The 16,925-nt window shown below is 71.2% G+C and carries 14 protein-coding genes and 1 pseudogene; 3 read left to right on the top strand and 12 right to left on the bottom strand.

Features of this window, described 5'->3' with window-relative positions:
- Positions 1-37: 37 nt before the first annotated feature.
- From ACR9ZK_RS07720 to ACR9ZK_RS07665, 12 genes are all read right to left on the bottom strand, one after another.
- Entirely contained in the window at positions 38-1,384 is a 1,347-nt protein-coding gene (locus ACR9ZK_RS07720) for a M50 family metallopeptidase (protein WP_481341309.1), read from the bottom strand.
- Positions 1,385-1,439: 55 nt separating this feature from the next.
- A complete protein-coding gene (gene dxr / locus ACR9ZK_RS07715; RefSeq protein ID WP_481341308.1) occupies positions 1,440-2,645 on the bottom strand; it encodes a 1-deoxy-D-xylulose-5-phosphate reductoisomerase in 1,206 nt (401 codons plus the stop codon).
- A gap of 64 nt (positions 2,646-2,709) precedes the next feature.
- Entirely contained in the window at positions 2,710-3,231 is a 522-nt protein-coding gene (locus ACR9ZK_RS07710) for a pyridoxamine 5'-phosphate oxidase family protein (protein ID WP_481341307.1), read from the bottom strand.
- Between the two features lie 50 nt (positions 3,232-3,281).
- Positions 3,282-4,628 (bottom strand): hypothetical protein, encoded by a 1,347-nt coding sequence (locus ACR9ZK_RS07705; RefSeq protein ID WP_481341306.1) that lies wholly within the window; start codon positions 4,626-4,628, stop codon positions 3,282-3,284.
- Between the two features lie 9 nt (positions 4,629-4,637).
- Positions 4,638-5,663: a DnaB-like helicase C-terminal domain-containing protein gene (locus ACR9ZK_RS07700; RefSeq protein WP_481341305.1), complete on the bottom strand. Its 1,026-nt coding sequence runs from the start codon at positions 5,661-5,663 to the stop codon at positions 4,638-4,640.
- A 118-nt stretch (positions 5,664-5,781) separates the two neighbouring features.
- Positions 5,782-7,314: an NAD-dependent succinate-semialdehyde dehydrogenase gene (locus ACR9ZK_RS07695; protein WP_481341304.1), complete on the bottom strand. Its 1,533-nt coding sequence runs from the start codon at positions 7,312-7,314 to the stop codon at positions 5,782-5,784.
- 66 nt (positions 7,315-7,380) lie between these two features.
- Positions 7,381-8,628, bottom strand: a complete 1,248-nt coding sequence (locus ACR9ZK_RS07690; protein ID WP_481341303.1) for a saccharopine dehydrogenase family protein — start codon at positions 8,626-8,628, stop codon at positions 7,381-7,383.
- Between the two features lie 6 nt (positions 8,629-8,634).
- Positions 8,635-9,429 carry an ABC transporter permease gene (locus tag ACR9ZK_RS07685; protein ID WP_481341302.1) on the bottom strand — a complete coding sequence of 265 codons (795 nt, stop codon included), beginning with the start codon at positions 9,427-9,429 and terminating at the stop codon, positions 8,635-8,637.
- On the bottom strand, positions 9,429-10,367 hold the full coding sequence (locus tag ACR9ZK_RS07680) for an ABC transporter permease (protein ID WP_481341301.1): 939 nt from the start codon (positions 10,365-10,367) through the stop codon (positions 9,429-9,431). Before ACR9ZK_RS07680 ends, ACR9ZK_RS07685 begins: the two co-directional genes overlap by 1 nt.
- Positions 10,360-11,481 (bottom strand): ABC transporter ATP-binding protein, encoded by a 1,122-nt coding sequence (locus ACR9ZK_RS07675; protein ID WP_481341300.1) that lies wholly within the window; start codon positions 11,479-11,481, stop codon positions 10,360-10,362. The genes ACR9ZK_RS07680 and ACR9ZK_RS07675 overlap by 8 nt, the downstream gene beginning before the upstream one ends.
- On the bottom strand, positions 11,481-12,722 hold the full coding sequence (locus ACR9ZK_RS07670) for a polyamine ABC transporter substrate-binding protein (RefSeq protein ID WP_481341299.1): 1,242 nt from the start codon (positions 12,720-12,722) through the stop codon (positions 11,481-11,483). The genes ACR9ZK_RS07675 and ACR9ZK_RS07670 overlap by 1 nt, the downstream gene beginning before the upstream one ends.
- A gap of 82 nt (positions 12,723-12,804) precedes the next feature.
- On the bottom strand, positions 12,805-14,253 hold the full coding sequence (locus tag ACR9ZK_RS07665) for a gamma-aminobutyraldehyde dehydrogenase (RefSeq protein WP_481341298.1): 1,449 nt from the start codon (positions 14,251-14,253) through the stop codon (positions 12,805-12,807).
- A 114-nt stretch (positions 14,254-14,367) separates the two neighbouring features.
- On the opposite strand from ACR9ZK_RS07665, the gene ACR9ZK_RS07660 reads away from it, so the two are divergent.
- From ACR9ZK_RS07660 to ACR9ZK_RS07650, 3 genes and pseudogenes are all read left to right on the top strand, one after another.
- Entirely contained in the window at positions 14,368-14,871 is a 504-nt protein-coding gene (locus ACR9ZK_RS07660) for an Lrp/AsnC family transcriptional regulator (RefSeq protein WP_481341297.1), read from the top strand.
- Positions 14,868-16,307, top strand: coding sequence for an aspartate aminotransferase family protein (locus tag ACR9ZK_RS07655; RefSeq protein ID WP_481341296.1), 1,440 nt, complete (start codon positions 14,868-14,870; stop codon positions 16,305-16,307). The genes ACR9ZK_RS07660 and ACR9ZK_RS07655 overlap by 4 nt, the downstream gene beginning before the upstream one ends.
- 164 nt (positions 16,308-16,471) lie before the next feature.
- Positions 16,472-16,925 (top strand): annotated as a pseudogene (locus ACR9ZK_RS07650) (hypothetical protein); the annotation flags it as partial.

Genomic DNA, 16,925 nt, shown 5'->3' with positions numbered 1-16,925 from the left:
CGGGACGGCTCGCCCGCCGGCGCTCCTGCGCCCCGGTTCAGCCGAAGAGGCTGATCGGCTTGACGATGTCGGCGTAGATGAGCAGGACCGACATCGTAATGAGCACGAGGCTCATGCCGTAGGCGATGGGCAGCCCCTTGGCGACGTCGACGTAGCCCGGGTCCGGCCGGTGGCGCAGCCGCGCCCAGCCCTTCCTGACCGCCTCCCACAGGGCACCCGCGACGTGCCCGCCGTCGAGCGGGAGCAGCGGGATGAGGTTGAAGACGAACAGGGCCAGGTTGAGCGATGCGATGAGCAGGACGAGCTGGGCCAGCTTGACCCAGTTGCCGCCCTGGGAGTCGGGGATGTCGACGGCGGCGACCTCCCCACCGAGGCGGCTGACCCCGACGACCGAGATGGGACCGTTCGGGTCGCGCTCGCCCGACCCGAACGCCGCCTGGACCACGCCGGCCATCTTCTGCGGGATCTGCACGACGATGCCAGCGGTGTCGAGGACGCGCTGCCACACGTAGCCCGGTGCCTCGACCAGCGGCGTCCGCACGAGGTCCTGGCCGGGCACGATTCCCGCGTACCCCATCGGGGCGAGGACAAGCTTGCCGTCGCGCACGACCGGCTTGTACTCGGCGTCGTAGGTGGCGCGCTCGAGCCGGGCCGGGGTGATCGTGACCTCGACGGTCCGGCCGCCTCGTTGGACGACCCACGTCATCGGCGTGCCCGCGTGGTCCCGGATCGCGGCCGACACCTGGTCCCACGACGTGACCGTCGCGCCGTCGATGGACAGCACCCGGTCGTCCGGCTGGAGGCCGGCCGTCGCCGACGGTGCCTTCGGGTCGCCGGCCGCGCACGCCGGCTGCGGGTCCTGCACCGTCGGGACCGTGGTCGGCACGCACTGCGCGACCCGCCCGACCTTCGGGGCGACCTGCGGCAGTCCGTAGAGGGTGATGACGCCCGTGATGAGGACGAACGCGATGAGCAGGTTCATGACCGGCCCGCCGAGCATGATGACGATCTTCCTGCCGGGGCTCAACCGGTAGAAGACACGGTCCTCGTCACCGGGCTGCACCTCCTCGAGCGAGTCCGCACGGGCCTGGTCGACCAGCTGGCTGAACCGGCCGGTGGAGACGCTGCGCAGCTGACCGGGCGCGTCTCCTGGACGCGGGGGCAGCATCCCGATCATCCGGACGTAGCCCCCGAGCGGGATCGCCTTGATGCCGTACTCGGTCTCACCTCGGCGCCGCGACCACACCGTGGGGCCGAACCCGACCATGTACTGGGTCACCTTGACGCCGAACCTCTTGGCCGGCACGAGGTGGCCGATCTCGTGCAGGGCGATGGACAGGGCGACGCCCACCACGACGACGAGGACCCCCAGCACGAAGAGCATGACCCATTCTCACACCCCGCGATCGATGCACACCCGCCGGCGTGGCCAGCGTGGGTCAGGGGGCGATCGACGCCTCGGCGGCCTGGCGGGCCCAGGCGTCGGCGGCGAGGACGTCGGCGAGCGTGAGGTCCCCGGCGCGGGAGGCGGGCTCGTCGGCGTACGCGTCGACGACCCGGGCGACGGTGTCGACGATGTCGACGAACCCGATGCGGCCGTCGTGGAAGGCGTCCACGGCGACCTCGTTCGCGGCGTTGTAGACCGCCGGCCACGTGCCGCCGGAGGCACCGACGCGGCGCGCGAGCGCCACGGCCGGGAACGCGTCGTCGTCGAGCGGCTCGAACTCCCACGACTGGGCGCTCGACCAGTCGCACGGCACGTCGACGTCGGGGACGCGCTCGGGCCAGCTCAGGCCGAGCGCGATGGGGACGAGCATCCTCGGCGGGCCGGCCTGGGCGATCGTCGAGCCGTCGACGAACTCCACCATGGAGTGGATCATCTGCTGCGGGTGCACGACGACCTCGATCGCCTCGAACGGGACGTCGAAGAGCAGGTGCGCCTCGATGACCTCCAGTCCCTTGTTGACGAGCGTCGCCGAGTTCGTCGTGATGACCCGGCCCATGGCGAAGTTCGGGTGGGCGAGGGCCTGCTCGGGCGTCACGTCGGCCAGCTCGGCGCGGGAGCGGCCCCGGAACGGACCGCCGCTCGCGGTGACGACGAGACGTCGTACCTCGTCGGCGCGTCCCCCGCGCAGGGCCTGGGCGATGGCCGAGTGCTCGCTGTCGACGGGGACGATCTGTCCCGGGGCGGCGAGCGCCTTGACCAGAGGTCCGCCGATGATGAGCGACTCCTTGTTGGCCAGCGCGAGCGTCGTGCCCGCGCGCAGCGCGGCCAGCGTCGGCTCGAGCCCGATGGCGCCGGTGATGCCGTTGACGACGACGTCGGCCTCGCGCCCGGCGAGGACGGTGCTCGCGTCGGCGCCGACGAGCAGCTCGGGCTCGTACGCGGTGACGCCCGACCGGTCGGCCGCCGCCCTGACCGCCGCCTCGAGGTCCGCGACGCTGCCGGATGCTGCCGCGACGGCGGGCACGCGCAGCGCCACGGCCTGCTCGGCGACGAGGGCGAGGTTGGAACCCGCGGACAGACCGACGACCTCGAACCGGTCCGGGTTGCGGCGGACGATGTCGATGGCCTGGGTGCCGATCGAGCCGGTCGATCCGAGCAGGACGATCCGGCGGGGGCGGGCGGCGGCGGCGTCGGTCACCCGGGCATTGTTCCTCACCGGCCCCCGCGCCCGTGCAACCGCGGCCGGCAGCGCGCGGGGGTGGTCAGGCCGAGACGCCGCGCGAGCGCAGCAGCTCGTCGCGGTCGGACGCGTAGGCGACGGCCCACGTCATGCGCAGGCGGTACAACCGGATGTCCTCGCCCCAGGAGAAGGGACTGCTCCCGTAGTGCGCCGTCCAGTGGGCGTCGACGGCATCCAGCTCGGGCCCTGGGGCGATGAGCTCGGCGTACCCGTGGCTGAAGAGGGCGAGCTCCTCGCCGTCGACGTGGGCGACGCTGACGGCAGGACGCCGCTCGAGGTGGCGCGCCTTGGCCGACGAGCCGCTCGTGCCGAAGGTCCAGGTGCCGTGCAGGAAGTGCCCGTCGAGCGCACTGATGCGCGGCTCGCCGCGGGCGGTGACCGTGGCGACGCTGAGCACCTTCATGCCGGTGAGCAGCTGGGCGAGCTGACGGGCCGTGAGGGTGCGCTCGTCGGTGATGATGCCGCGCAGGTGGCCCGTGGCCCGCGCGTGGGAGCGGTCGAGAAGGTCCTGCAGCGCGTCGAGGTCGGCGCCGGTGTCGTCCATCCTCCGACGGTACGGGCGGGCGCCGACAGCACCCGAGCCTCGCGGTGTGCTCACCACCAGCCGAGGTCGAGGGTGTGCAGGCCCAGGTCGCCCCACCACCACCACGTGGGGGTCGGGACGTACGCGCGGGCCGGGGCGACGACGTGCGGCGGAGGCAGCAGGACGCTCGACGGCACGCTGGGGCGTCCGCTCGGGACGGCGCCGGGTGCGGCGCCGGGTGCCGCATGGGGTGCGACGTCGGATGCCGGGCCGGCGTCCGGCGAGGAGGGTGGCAGGAAACCGGTGCGGGGGTCCCGGGGCGCAGCCACGCCCGCCTCGACGAGCGTGCGGACCGTCTCGAGCCGGGCCTGCAGGAAGGCGGTGAGGGCCGCCGTGTCCGGCGCGCTGCCCGGGGACGTCGGCAGCCACGTCGTCAGGGTCTCGGTCAGGCGGCAACCGACGCCGGCGTCCTCGACGACGGTCTCGACGTCGCTCTCGCGGGGGGAGCCGAGGTCGCGTTCGACGATCCGGCGTCGACCCGGCGTGACGGCCAGGACCGACAGGCTCGCGGCACGGCGTCCGTCCCCGGCACGGTGCACGGCGAGGACGTGCTCGGTCCCGGGCGCATCGGCGAGCTCGAGCCGGACGACGCGTTCCACGTCGGGCCGCAGCAGCGGCTCCGAGCCCGGGTCCAGCAGGAACGACCAGACCTGGTCGGCCCGCAGCGCGAGGTCGACGGCGGCGGACGCCGTCACCGGTACCCACGCCGGCACCGCCGACGCCCGGGCGAGAGTGCCTGCGGGGGCGGCGGTTCCGCCTCCGGGCCCGAGCGCGCCGGGGACGCCCGGCACGCCGAGACCGTCGGGACCCGGACCGGCGGGGTGGTGGGCCGCCCAGGGGTCGGATGCGGTCGCTGCGGTCGCCTCCGGCACGTCGCGCGGCCGACCCTCGACGTCGGCCTTGACGCCGAGGAGGCCTCGCGCGAGCCAGCTGCGGGCGAACCCGGAGAGCGGGTCGTCCGGCGACAGCCCGGCCAGCACCTGCGACACGACGGTGCCGTGGTCGAGCGGCTCCACGGTCGTCGTCAGCTCGAACGCCACGGCCCCGTCGGCCGACCGCGCGACGACGCGACGCCCGGGCTCGAGGTCGACGACGGTCGACAGGCCCGCCCACAGGCGGCCGTCCGCTCGCCGCCAGACCCCGGCGAACTCCGGCAGACCGGTCGGCTCCGGGCGCGGGAGCGCGACGAGGCCCACGCAGTCGACGCCGCGCGCGGCGGCGGGCGCGGGGGCGACGAGCGCCTGCCACACGGCGTCGGGCGCGGCCTCGACGAACACGCGGTGGCTGACGTCGTGCAGCACGACGGTGACCGGCTCCTCCGCGTCGCCGCCGCCCAGCAGTCCGCGCAGGAAGCCCACCGCAGTGCCTCAGGAGACGAAGACGCGCTCGTCGATGAGGCGCTCGGTGACGGCCTTGCCGGCCGGGTCGAAGCGCCCGTGCTCGAAGTCCTTGGCGAACTCCAGCTCGACGCCCGAGCGACCGTGGCGGTTCTTCTCGATGCTGACGACGGTCCAGCCGCGGAACCGCTGGATGTTGCCGAGGTCGTAGACGAGGTGCTCGCGCGAGACGACGTCGACCTTGTCGTTGACGATGAGCACGACGTCGGCCTCGTAGGCCAGCGCCGAGGAGCCGCGCAGGTCGTGGGTGCGCATCCGGTGGCCGCTGCCGAGGGCCTCCTTGTCGGCGGCCGAGATGGTGACGATGGGGACGCGGGCCGCGAGGGCGAGATCCTTGAGCCCCTCGGCCGCGGCGGTGACGCGGGCGTTCTCGTCCTCGCCGTCGACGGGGACCTTCTGGATGTAGTCGAGCAGGACGAACGGCGCCTGGCCGGTGGCCTGGGTGACGCGTCCGATGACGGCGGCGACCTCCTCGAGGGAGGTCGTCGCGCCGGAGGACTCGTGGATGTGGAGCCGGTCGCCGTAGCCGACGAGGGCCTCGTGGGCGGCCGTGCCACCGGGCAGGTCGGCCAGGACCGACGCGAGCGATGCGCCACCGGAGCCCACCTCGAGCGCACGCCGCACCTCGACGACGCCGGCGACCTCACCGGCGTAGGAGCCGACGGCCTCCACCGCCTCCATGGAGATGAGCCGCTCGAGGAGCGTGTACGACTCGTGCTCGTAGGAGAAGACGACGGCCGAACCGCCCGCGGCCACGGCGTTGCGGGCCAGCTGGAGCCCGAGCGTCGTCTTGCCGTGGCCGGCGGGACCGCCGAGGAGGACGAGCTCGCCGGCGCGGAAGCCCCCGGTCAGCGTCGCGTCGAGCACCGGGAACGCGGTGGGCCACACCTGTGCACCGGCGACGCCGCCACGGCGCAGCACCTCGTCGGTCTCGGTGAGCAGCGCGTCGAGCGAGCGCAACGAACCGGCATCACGGTGTCCAGCAGGGGTGACCATGCGCACGATTGCACCACGGGAGCTCCGCCGGTGAGCGCGTTTTGGGGCAGGACGCCGGGGCACCCGCGGGTGCCCCGGCGTCGTCGCGCGCGTGGGTCGCGTGCCCCTCGTGGGCGCGTCAGAGCGCGATGCCGACGTACTTGGTCTCGAGGTACTCCTCGATGCCCTCGAAGCCGCCCTCGCGGCCGACGCCCGACTGCTTGACGCCACCGAAGGGCGCGGCCGGGTTCGACACGATGCCCTGGTTGACGCCGACCATGCCGTACTCGAGCTCCTCGCTGACCCGGATGGCCCGGGACAGGTCGCGCGTGAACAGGTAGGCGACGAGGCCGTACTCGGTGTCGTTGGCCAGGCGCACCGCCTCGTCGTCGTCGGCGAAGGACGTGACCGGTGCGACCGGACCGAAGATCTCCTCGCGGGAGAGCTCGGCGTCGCTCGGCACGTCGGCGAGCACCGTCGGCTCGTAGAACCAGCCGGCACCCTCGCGCGCCGAGCCGCCGGTGAGGACGCGGGCGCCCTTGTCGACGGCGTCCTGGACGAGGGCGCCCACCTTGGTCCGCGCCTTCTCGTCGACGAGCGGGCCGACGTCGACCCCGTCGTCGGTGCCGTGACCGAGGGTCAGGGCGCCCATCCGCTCGGCGAGCCGCGTCGAGAACTCGTCGGCGAGCGACTCGTGGACGTAGAACCGGTTGGCCGCCGTGCACGCCTCGCCGATGTTGCGCATCTTGGCCAGCATCGCGCCGTCGACGGCCTTGTCGAGGTCGGCGTCGGCGAAGACGAGGAACGGTGCGTTGCCGCCGAGCTCCATCGACACGCGCAGGACGCCCTGGGCGGCCTGCTCGATGAGGGTGCGACCCACCGGCGTCGAGCCGGTGAAGGTCAGCTTGCGCAGCCGCGGGTCGCGGATGAGCGGCTCCATGACCTCGCCGGTGTGGCTCGTCGTGACGACGTTGAGGACGCCGTCGGGCACACCGCACTGCTGCAGCAGGTCGGCCAGCGCGAGCATCGTCAGCGGCGTCTGGCTCGCGGGCTTGACGACCATGGTGCAGCCGGCCGCGATCGCCGGGCCGATCTTGCGGGTGCCCATCGCCAGCGGGAAGTTCCACGGCGTGATCATGAGCGTCGGGCCCACCGGCTGCTTCATCGTCATGAGACGCGTCGCGCCGTTGGGCGCGGTCGACCAGCGACCCGAGACCCGGACCGCCTCCTCCGAGAACCAGCGGAAGAACTCGGCACCGTAGGCGACCTCGCCCCGGGACTCCGCGAGGGTCTTGCCCATCTCGAGGGTCATGAGCGCCGCGAACTCGTCGGTGCGGGCGACGATCCGCTCGTACGCGTCGCGGAGGATCTCGCCGCGGTCGCGGGGGGCGGTGCGGGCCCACTCCGCCTGCGCCGCGACGGCGGCGTCGAGCGCGGCCCGGCCGTCCTCGACCGTCGCGTCGGCCACCCGGGCGATGACCTGCCCGGTGGCCGGGTCGTCGACGGCGATGGTGGCGCCGCTGCTGCTGTCGCGCCACGACCCGCCGATGAACAGCCCCTTGGGCACCGCCTCGACCACCGACTCGAACGGAGACTCGGACGCAGACTCGGACGCCGGCGCCACCGCCGGCTCGGACGTCGTGGTCCCTGACTGCTCTGTCACGCGTGCCATGCTCCTCAGCCTAGGTCCCCGCGGGACAGGTTCTCGGTCGTGGGTTGGTCGGGGTGCGGTGGTCCCTCAGCGGTCCTCGAGACCCCAGGGGGACCCGTAGCCGACCGGCTTCGGGGCGGCCAGCAGGTCGAGGAAGGGCACGGCGTCGAACGCCTCGGGTCCGAGGACCCCGACGCCCTTCCACGTGCCTCGGGCGAGCAGCTCGAGGGCGACGACGGGGTTGACGGCCGTCTGCCACACGACGCACTGGGCGCCGTACTCGCGCATCGTCTGCTCGTTGTCGACGACGTGGTAGAGGTAGGTGCGGCGCGGCTGCCCGTCGGTGCCCGTACCGGTGACGAGGAGGCCGGCGCACGTCTTGCCGGTCATCCGCGGCCCGATCGTCGCCGGGTCGGGCAGGACCGCGGCGACGACGTCGCGGGGCGACACCTCGACGCCCTTGACGCGGACCGGGTCGGTGCGGTCCAGCCCCAGGGTGTTCAGCACCTTGAGGATGCCGATGAGCTCGTCACCGAGGCCGTACTTGAAGGTCACCCGTCGGGCCTCGACCCACCGGGGCATGAGGAGGACCTCCTCGTGCTCGACGTTGACGCACTCGACCGGTCCGATGCCCTCGGGGAAGTCGAAGACCTCCGGCTCGCTGAACGGCTCGGTGGTGAACCAGCCGCGGTCCCGCTCCCAGACCACGGGCGGGTTGAGGCACTCCTCGATCGTCGTCCACATCGAGAAGCTCGGCGCGAAGATCTCGCGGCCCTCGTCGTCTCGGACGACGAGGTCTGCGCCGTCGCGGGTGCCGAGCTCGTCGATCTCGGAGAAGAGGTGGTCGGCGGCGTAGCGGGCGAACACGTCGGACAGACCGGGCTCGACGCCGATGCCGACGAGGGCCAGGCGCCCGTCGGCCTCCCACTCCCCCGCCTCGGCGAACTGCTCGTCGCCGAGCTTGGCCCCGGTGTCCGAGAACGGCCGTTCCGGATGGCGCTGCGACAGGCTCATCGCCATGTCGAGGTAGTCGGCTCCGGCAGCCTTGGCCGCGCGGAAGATCGGCATGTCGAACTTCGGGTCGACGGCGTTGAACACGTGGGTCGCCTTGTGCTCGTGGGCGAGCGCCGTGACGGCATCGGAGTCGGACGCGTCGACGCGGGCCGCGACGAAACGTCCCTCGCCCGGGTGGCGCTCGACGACGGCCGCGACGGTGCGTTCGGCACGCGTCAGGTCGTGGTCGGCGACGACCCAGCGCTCGAAGAAGCCGCGCTCGGCGGCGATGCGCGCCGCGGCGTCACCGACCCCACCGGAGCCGATCATGAGCACTCGCATGCGGCCTCAGGCCACCTGACGGTTGCGGCGCTTGGACACGGCCTGACCGGCCACGACGACGGCGAGCGCGAGCAGGAACATCAGCGTCCCGACGACGTAGACCTGCACGGGAACACCACGGGCCGAGGCCCCCCAGACGTACATCGGGAAGGTGATCGAGCTCGGGCTGGCGTTGAAGTTGGTGATGATGTAGTCGTCGAAGCTGAGCGAGAACGACAGCAGCGCACCGGCCGCGATGCCGGGGGCCGCGAGCGGCAGCGTCACCCGCAGGAAGGTCTGCACCGGGTTGGCCCCGAGGTCGGCGGCCGCCTCCTCCAGCCGCGGGTCGAGGGTGGCGACCCGGGCCTTGACGGCGACGACGACGAACGACACGCAGAACATGATGTGCGCGATGAGGATGGCCCCGCGGCCCGAGGGCACCCCGAGCATGAGGAAGAGCGTCAGGAGGCTCGACCCCATGACGACCTCGGGTGTGGCCATCGGCATGAAGATGAGCAGGTTCGTCGCCGAGCGGCCGCGGAAGCGGTACCGACCCAGGGCGAAGGCGATCATCGTGCCGAGGACCGTGGCGGCGAGCGAGGCGATGACCCCGATCTGCAGGCTGAGGCCGAGGGACTCGCAGATCCCTTGTGCCCCACAGGGATTCGTCCAGGCGTCGGTCGAGAACTCGTTGAACGTGTAGTTGAAGCGACCTTTGGGCTCGTTGAACGAGAAGATCGCGACCACGAGGTTCGGCACGAGCATGTAGACGAGCACCAGCAGACCGGCGACGGCGATGAGGTGCTTCCTGATCCAGGCCATCAGAGGAGCTCCTCCGTGCCGGCGCGGCGGACGTACACCATGACCATCGTCACGATCGTGATGAGCATGATGAACGACAGGGCCGCGGCGAGCGGGTAGTCGAGGACGCGCAGGAACTGGGCGTCGATGACCGAGCCGAGCATCGTCGTCTGCGTGTTGCCGAGCAGCTTGGCGTTGACGAAGTCGCCTGCGGCGGGGATGAACGTCAGCAGCGTGCCGGCCACGACCCCGGGCAGCGACAGCGGCCAGGTGACGCGTCGGAACGTCTGCCACGGCGAGGCGTACAGGTCGCCCGCCGCCTCGAGCAGCCGTGGGTCGAGCCGCTCGAGCGAGGTGTAGAGCGGCAGGATCATGAAGGGCAGGAAGTTGTACGTCAGGCCCATGATGACGCCGAACTGCGAGTAGAGCAGGGAGTCGTTGTTCGTCAGCCCGACGGCCTTGAGCAGGTCGGTGACGTGCAGCGCGCGGGCCAGCGGCGTCACCCAACCGTCGTCGGACAGGATGGTGCGCCAGGCGAGCGTCCGGATGAGGAAGCTGGTGAAGAACGGCGCGACCACGAGGACGAGCACGAGGTTCTTCCAGCGGCCGGCCTTCTGCGCGATGAAGTAGGCGAGCGGGTAGCCCATGAGCAGCGCCAGCAGTGTGGCCGCGCCCGCGTAGAGCAGCGAGCGCAGCATCTGCGGCCAGTACTGGCCGAAGGCGTCGGCGTAGATGCCGATGTTCCCGGTGAACACGTAGCCGTCGTCGACGTTGCCCTCCTGGAGCGACTGCGACGCCAGCGTGGCCATCGGTGCGACGAAGAAGACGACGAGCCACAGCAGCCCGGGCAGCAGCAGCGCGTACGGCACCCAGTTGCGTCGGCGACGCGGCGCCTCGAGGGCTGCGGCCGGTCCGGGTGGGTGCGCCGTCGCGGACGGCAGGACGGCCTGCTCAGCCACGCTCGTCCACCAGCTCCGCGCCGGCCTCGGCATCCTGCGAGGCGTCCAGGGCGAACCCGTGCTCGGCGGCCCAGGAGATCGTGACGTTCTCCCCAAGGGTGGCCCGGGACGTGCCGTCGTTCTGCTGCACGACGGTCAGCTCCTGGCCCCAGGGCATCTGCACCGAGTACTGCGTCGCGACACCCGTGAACGACACGTCGCGCACGACGCCCCGCAGACGGTTGGGGCCGCCGGACTCACCGAGGCGCAGCTTCTCCGGACGGACGCCCAGCCACACGTCGCCCTGGCCGTCGGGCAGGTGGGCACGGGCGACCTCGAGCTCGGCCTCGTGGCTGCGGACCCGAACGGTCCCGGCGGTGGCGCCGCCCCCGACGACGGAGGCGCGCAGCAGGTTGGACTGCCCGAGGAAGTTCGCGACGAACGTCGACCGCGGCTTCTCGTACAGGGTCGCGGGGTCACCGAGCTGCTCCATGCGCCCGGCGTTCATGACGGCGATCCGGTCGGCCATCGTCATGGCCTCCTCCTGGTCGTGCGTCACGTGGATGAACGTCAGCCCGACCTCCTGCTGGATCCGCTTGAGCTCGATCTGCATCTGGCGACGCAGCTTGAGGTCGAGGGCGCCGAGCGGCTCGTCGAGGAGGAGGACGTCCGGACGGTTGACGAGGGCCCGCGCGAGTGCGACGCGCTGCTGCATGCCGCCGGAGAGCTGGGTCGGTCGCCTGCCGCCCACATGGGCCAGCTCGACGAGCTCGAGCGCCTCCTGGGCCTTGCGCCGAGCCTCCTTGTCGCCGCGTCGCTTCAGCCCGAACATGACGTTGTCGAGCACCGACATGTGCGGGAACAGTGCGTAGGACTGGAAGACCGTGTTGACGTTGCGCTGGTAGGCCTTTGTGTCGGTGATGTCGTCCGAGCCGATCCGGATGCGTCCGCCCGTCGGCGCCTCGAGGCCGGCGATCATCCGCAGGGTGGTCGTCTTGCCACAGCCCGAGGGACCCAGCAGCGCGAAGAACGAACCGGCCTCGATGGTGAGGTCGAGGGGGTGGACCGCGGTGAAGGTCCCGAACTCCTTCGTCAGCGCGACCAGCTGCAGGTCGCCCTTGCCCGTGCCCGCCATCAGCCGGCCGTGATCGAGGCGAACATGCGGGAGTACTTCGTCTCCTCGGCCTCGGACAGGCCGCGGAACACCTGGGCGCGCGACAGCACGTCGGCCGGCGGCACGATGAGCGGGTTGTCACCGAGGCTCTTGTCGATCTTGAGCAGCGCGTCCTTGGTGCCCTTGACCGGCGCGATGTAGTTGACGTAGGCCTCGACCTGGGCCATGACCTTCGGGTCGTAGTAGTAGTCGATGAGCCTCTCGGCGTTCTTCTTGTGCTTGGCCAGGGCCGGGATGACGAAGTTGTCGGACCAGAGCGTGAAGCCCTTCTGCGGAAGGGTGTACTGGATGTTGGGGTCGTCGAACTGCAGCTGGACGACGTCGCCGGTCCAAGCGGCGCACGCGGCGATGTCGCCCTTGGCCAGGCCGTCGGTGTACTCGTTGCCGGTGAAGCCCTTGATCTGCCCGGCGTCCTTGGCCTGCTGGATCATGTCGATCGCGGCCTTGAAGTCCGCGTCGGTGAACTTCGAGATGTCCTTGCCCTGCTCCATCATCACGAGCCCCACGGTGTCGCGCATCTCGGTCAGCAGCGTCACCTTGCCCTTGAGCGCGGGATCGGTGAGCAGCTGGGTCATCGTCGTGATCTTCTTGCCGCCGGTGGCCTTGAGGTTGTAGCCGATGCCGGCGAAGCCGCTCTGCCACGGCAGCGAGTAGACGCGTCCGGGGTCGAACTCGACGTTGCGCAGGGAGTCCTCGAGGTTCTTGGCGTTCGGGATGTTCGCCAGGTCGAGCTTCTGGAGGTAGCCCTGGCGGATGAGCCGGGCGACCATCCAGTCCGTGCTGCACCACACGTCGCGGCCGGTGTCCTTGCCCTGCTGCAGGAGCGGGCGGACCTTCGCGTAGAACTCGTCGTTGTCGAGGTAGTCCTCGGTGTAGTTGACCTTGATGCCGGTCGCCTTCGTGAAGGCGTCGAGCGTCGGGCGGGCCTTGGTCTTCTCGTCGACGTCGATGTACTCGGTCCAGTTGGACCAGTTGACGATCTTCTCGGAGTCGGACAGGTCCTCGGCCGCTGCGGCCGTCTTGGACGCGGTCCCGGCGGGGCCGCCCCCGCCGCTCGCGGGGTTGCGCCCGGCGGAGCCGCACGCGGCCAGGAAGGCTGCTGCGCCGACGCCGGCCGCGCCCATCATGGCGCTGCGGCGCGACACCAGGCCGCGCATGAGCGCCGCGCGCAGCACCGGGTTGTCCAGGGGCTTCTCGTTCATGGCCTTCTTCTCCAGGGGTTCTCGGTGGGTGACGGGAGAGGATCGACGTCGACCCGGGTCGTGCGGGCTGCCCTGCGGGGCATCAGGACTCGATGTTGGCCATGACGTGCTTGATGCGCGTGTAGTCCTCGAGCCCGTACATGGACAGGTCCTTTCCGTAGCCGGAGTGCTTGAAGCCGCCGTGCGGCATCTCGGCGACGATCGGGATGTGGGTGTTGATCCAGACGCACCCGAAGTCGAGCTTGCGGCTCATCCGCATGGCCCGACCGAAGTCCTTGGTCCACACGCTCGAGGCCAGGCCGTACTGCACGCCGTTGGCCCAGGCGAGGGCCTCGGCCTCGTCGGTGAACTGCTGGACGGTGATGACCGGCCCGAAGATCTCGGTCTGGATCTGCTCGTCGTCCTGCCTGAGGCCGGCGAGGACGGTCGGCTCGAAGAAGAAGCCGTCGCCGAGGCCGTCCGCGCGGTGGCCGCCGGCGGCGACCCGGGCGTGGTCGGGCAGACGGTCGATCATGCCGCCCACGTGGGCCACCTGGTTCGGGTTGTTGACCGGGCCGAGGAGGGCGTCCGGGTCCTCGGGAAGCCCGACCTTCGCCTCGTTCTTCGCGTACTCCGCGAGGGCCGCGACGAAGTCGTCGTGGATGCGGGGACCGGCGAGGACGCGGGTGGCCGCGGTGCAGTCCTGGCCGGCGTTGAAGTAGCCGCCGACGGCGATGCCCTCGACGGCCGCCTCGATGTCGGCGTCGTCGAAGACGACGACGGGCGCCTTGCCGCCGAGCTCGAGGTGCACGCGCTTGAGGTCGCGCGAGGCGCTCTCGGCGACCTGCATCCCGGCCCGCACCGACCCGGTGATGGCCACGAGCGCCGGCGTCGGGTGCTCGACGACCATGCGGCCGGTCTCGCGGTCGCCGGTCACGACGTTGAAGGTGCCCTCGGGGAGGAACTCCGAGGCGAGCTCGGCCAGCAGCAGCGTCGTCTCGGGCGTCGTGTCGGAGGGCTTGAGGACGATCGTGTTGCCGGCGGCGAGCGCCGGGGCGATCTTCCACATCGCCATCATCATCGGGTAGTTCCACGGCGTGACCTGCCCGACGACGCCGATCGGCTCGCGGCGGACGAAGGACGTGTGGCCCCGCATGTACTCCCCGGCCGACTTGCCCTCGAGGACTCGCGCGGCGCCGGCGAAGAAGCGCAGCTGGTCGAGCATCGGCGGGATCTCCTCGCTCGCCGTGAGGGCGTGCGGCTTGCCGGTGTTCTCACCCTCGAGCCGGACGAAGTCGTCGGCGCGGGCCTCGATGGCGTCGGCGAACTTCAGCAGCGCCGCCTGCCGCTCGCTCGGCGTCGTCTCGCCCCAGGTCTCGAAGGCCTGCGACGCGGCGGCGTACGCGCGGTCGACGTCCGCCTGAGTGCTGACGGGGGCCGTGGCGACGACGGCGGCGGTGGCCGGGTTGACGATGTCGGTGGTCGCGTCGGTCTCGGGGTCCAGGTACTGACCGCCGATGAAGTTGCGGAGCTGGCGCGGCTGCGAAGTCATGGCGGCACTCTAGACAGTGACCTGCGCAATGGTGAAGAGATGGTCCGGAAAATCTTCGGAATCAGTTGCGCGGGGACTTGCCAACGTCGTGTTCCACAGGTCAGTATCGGGCCCATGACGACCATCCGTGGCGTGGCCCACAGCGGGTCGAAGCCGCCCCGCCGGGGCGGCGTCAACCTCGACGAGGTCTCCAAGACCATCATCGAGCTGCTCCAGCAGGACGGACGAAAGTCCTACGCCTCCATCGCTGCCGAGGTGGGCCTGTCCGAGGCGGCCGTGCGCCAACGCGTCCAGCGCCTCCTCGACGCCGACGTCATGCAGATCGTCGCGGTGACCGACCCCCTCCAGGTCGGTTTCCAGCGTCAGGCGATGATCGGCCTGCGGGTCTCCGGCGACATGTCGACCGTGGCCGAGGCCCTGTCGGACATGGACGAGGTGTCCTACGTCGTCACCACGGCGGGCAGCTTCGACGTGCTCGCCGAGGTCGTCTGCGAGGACGACGACCACCTCCTGGAGCTGCTGACCGAGCGGATCCGCACCCTCGAGGGCGTCATCACCACCGAGACGTTCGTCTACCTCAAACTCAACAAACAGCTCTACAACTGGGGAACACGATGAGCATCAACCCGAACGAGGTCTGGGAACCGGCCTCGGACCAGCGCACCCCTGCGGGGACCCTGCTGTCCGATGCCGCGCGCGATCACCTGTGGATGCACTTCACGCGCCACTCGGTGTTCGAGGACCCCGGAGACGGCGGGCTGGGCCACTCCGTGCCGATCATCACCCGCGGGCAGGGCTGGAAGATCTGGGACGACCGCGGCAACGAGTACATCGACGGGCTCGCGGGTCTGTTCGTCGTCCAGGTCGGCCACGGGCGTGAGGAGCTCGCCGAGGCGGCAGCCAAGCAGGCCAAGGAGCTCGCCTTCTTCCCGCTGTGGAGCTACGCGCACCCGAAGGCCATCGAGCTGGCCGAGCGGCTCGCCACGCACGCGCCCGGCGACCTCAACCGCGTCTTCTTCACGACGGGTGGGGGCGAGGCCGTCGAGACGGCGTGGAAGCTGGCCAAGCAGTACTTCAAGCTGACCGGCAAGCCGACCAAGCACAAGGTCATCTCGCGCGCGGTCGCCTACCACGGCACGCCGCAGGGGGCCCTGTCGATCACCGGCATCCCGGCCGCCAAGCAGATGTTCGAGCCGCTCGTGCCCGGCACGTTCAGGGTCCCCAACACCAACCAGTACCGGGCTCCCGAGCACCTGCGCGACGACGAGAAGGCCTTCGGCCGCTGGGCCGCCGACCGCATCGCCGAGGCCATCGAGTTCGAGGGGCCCGACACCGTGGCGGCGGTCTTCCTCGAGCCGGTGCAGAACTCGGGTGGCTGCTTCCCGCCGCCGGCCGGGTACTTCGAGCGGGTCCGCGAGATCTGCGACGAGTACGACGTGCTCCTGGTCTCCGACGAGGTCATCTGCGCCTTCGGCCGCATCGGCTCGATGTTCGCCTGCGACGACTTCGGCTACGTGCCCGACATCATCACCTGCGCCAAGGGCATGACCAGCGGCTACTCACCGATCGGCGCGATGATCGCCAGCGAGCGCCTGTTCGAGCCGTTCCGGAAGGGCACGGACTACTTCCCGCACGGTTACACCTTCGGCGGGCACCCGGTGTCGGCCGCCGTGGCGCTGGCCAACCTCGACATCTTCGAGCGCGAGGGTCTCAACGACCACGTCAAGCAGAACGCCCCCGCCTTCAAGGCGACGCTCGACAAGCTGCTCGACCTGCCGCTCGTCGGCGACGTCCGCGGTGCCGGGTACTTCTACGGCATCGAGCTGGTCAAGGACAAGCAGACGCGTGAGACCTTCGACGACGCCGAGTCCGAGCGGCTGCTGCGCGGGTTCCTGTCCAAGGCGCTCTTCGACGCCGGCATCTACTGTCGAGCCGACGACCGCGGGGACCCCGTCGTCCAGCTGGCGCCGCCGCTGATCATGGGCCCGGAGCAGTTCGACGACATCGAGTCGAGACTGCGTTCCGTCCTCACGGAGGCGGAGAACCACCTCTGACGCGGTGCACCGCGGTGCACCGCCGTGCACCGGGGTGCACGGCCCGGCGCGGGCGGTCAGGACGTCCCGGGGAGGGGGCGTGGCCGGTCGTTGGCGTGGGTACGTGACCGGCGAGCGATGCCGGCACCCCGTCGCCACATGTGACGCCGACGCAAGGAGACGACATGGGATTCCTCGACCGACTGCTGGGCCGCGAGCCCGGTCGACCACAGGGCTGGGGCATGGGCCACGGCGCCCCGCCTACCGGTCCGCGGTCCGCGCCGCCCGGCGCCGACCCGTACGCGGTCCCCACGCCGCGTGGCGGAGCCTCCACCGAGGACGAGCGGGCCATCGCCCGCTACCGCTACCTGCTGCGCACCGCGCCCCCCGAGGACCTCGAGCGCGTGCACGCCGAGGCCTTCGCACAGCTCTCGCCCGAGCAGCGCCAGATGGTGCTCCAGCGGCTCACCGAGGATCTCCCCGAGTCCGAGCGGCCTCGGAGCGACGAGCCGGCCGACCTCGCCCGCAGCGCCACGCGCGCGGAGCTGCGCCGGCCCGGCTACCTCCAGGGCGCCTTTGCCGGTGGTACGGGCGGGCGGGCCATGGTTGTCTCTTATACACATCTCCGAGCCCACGAGA

The sequence above is a fragment of the Monashia sp. HAY1-5C genome (assembly GCF_056755255.1).
Note: the sequence above shows the minus strand (reverse complement) of the source record. Positions and strands in the feature narration are given on the sequence as shown.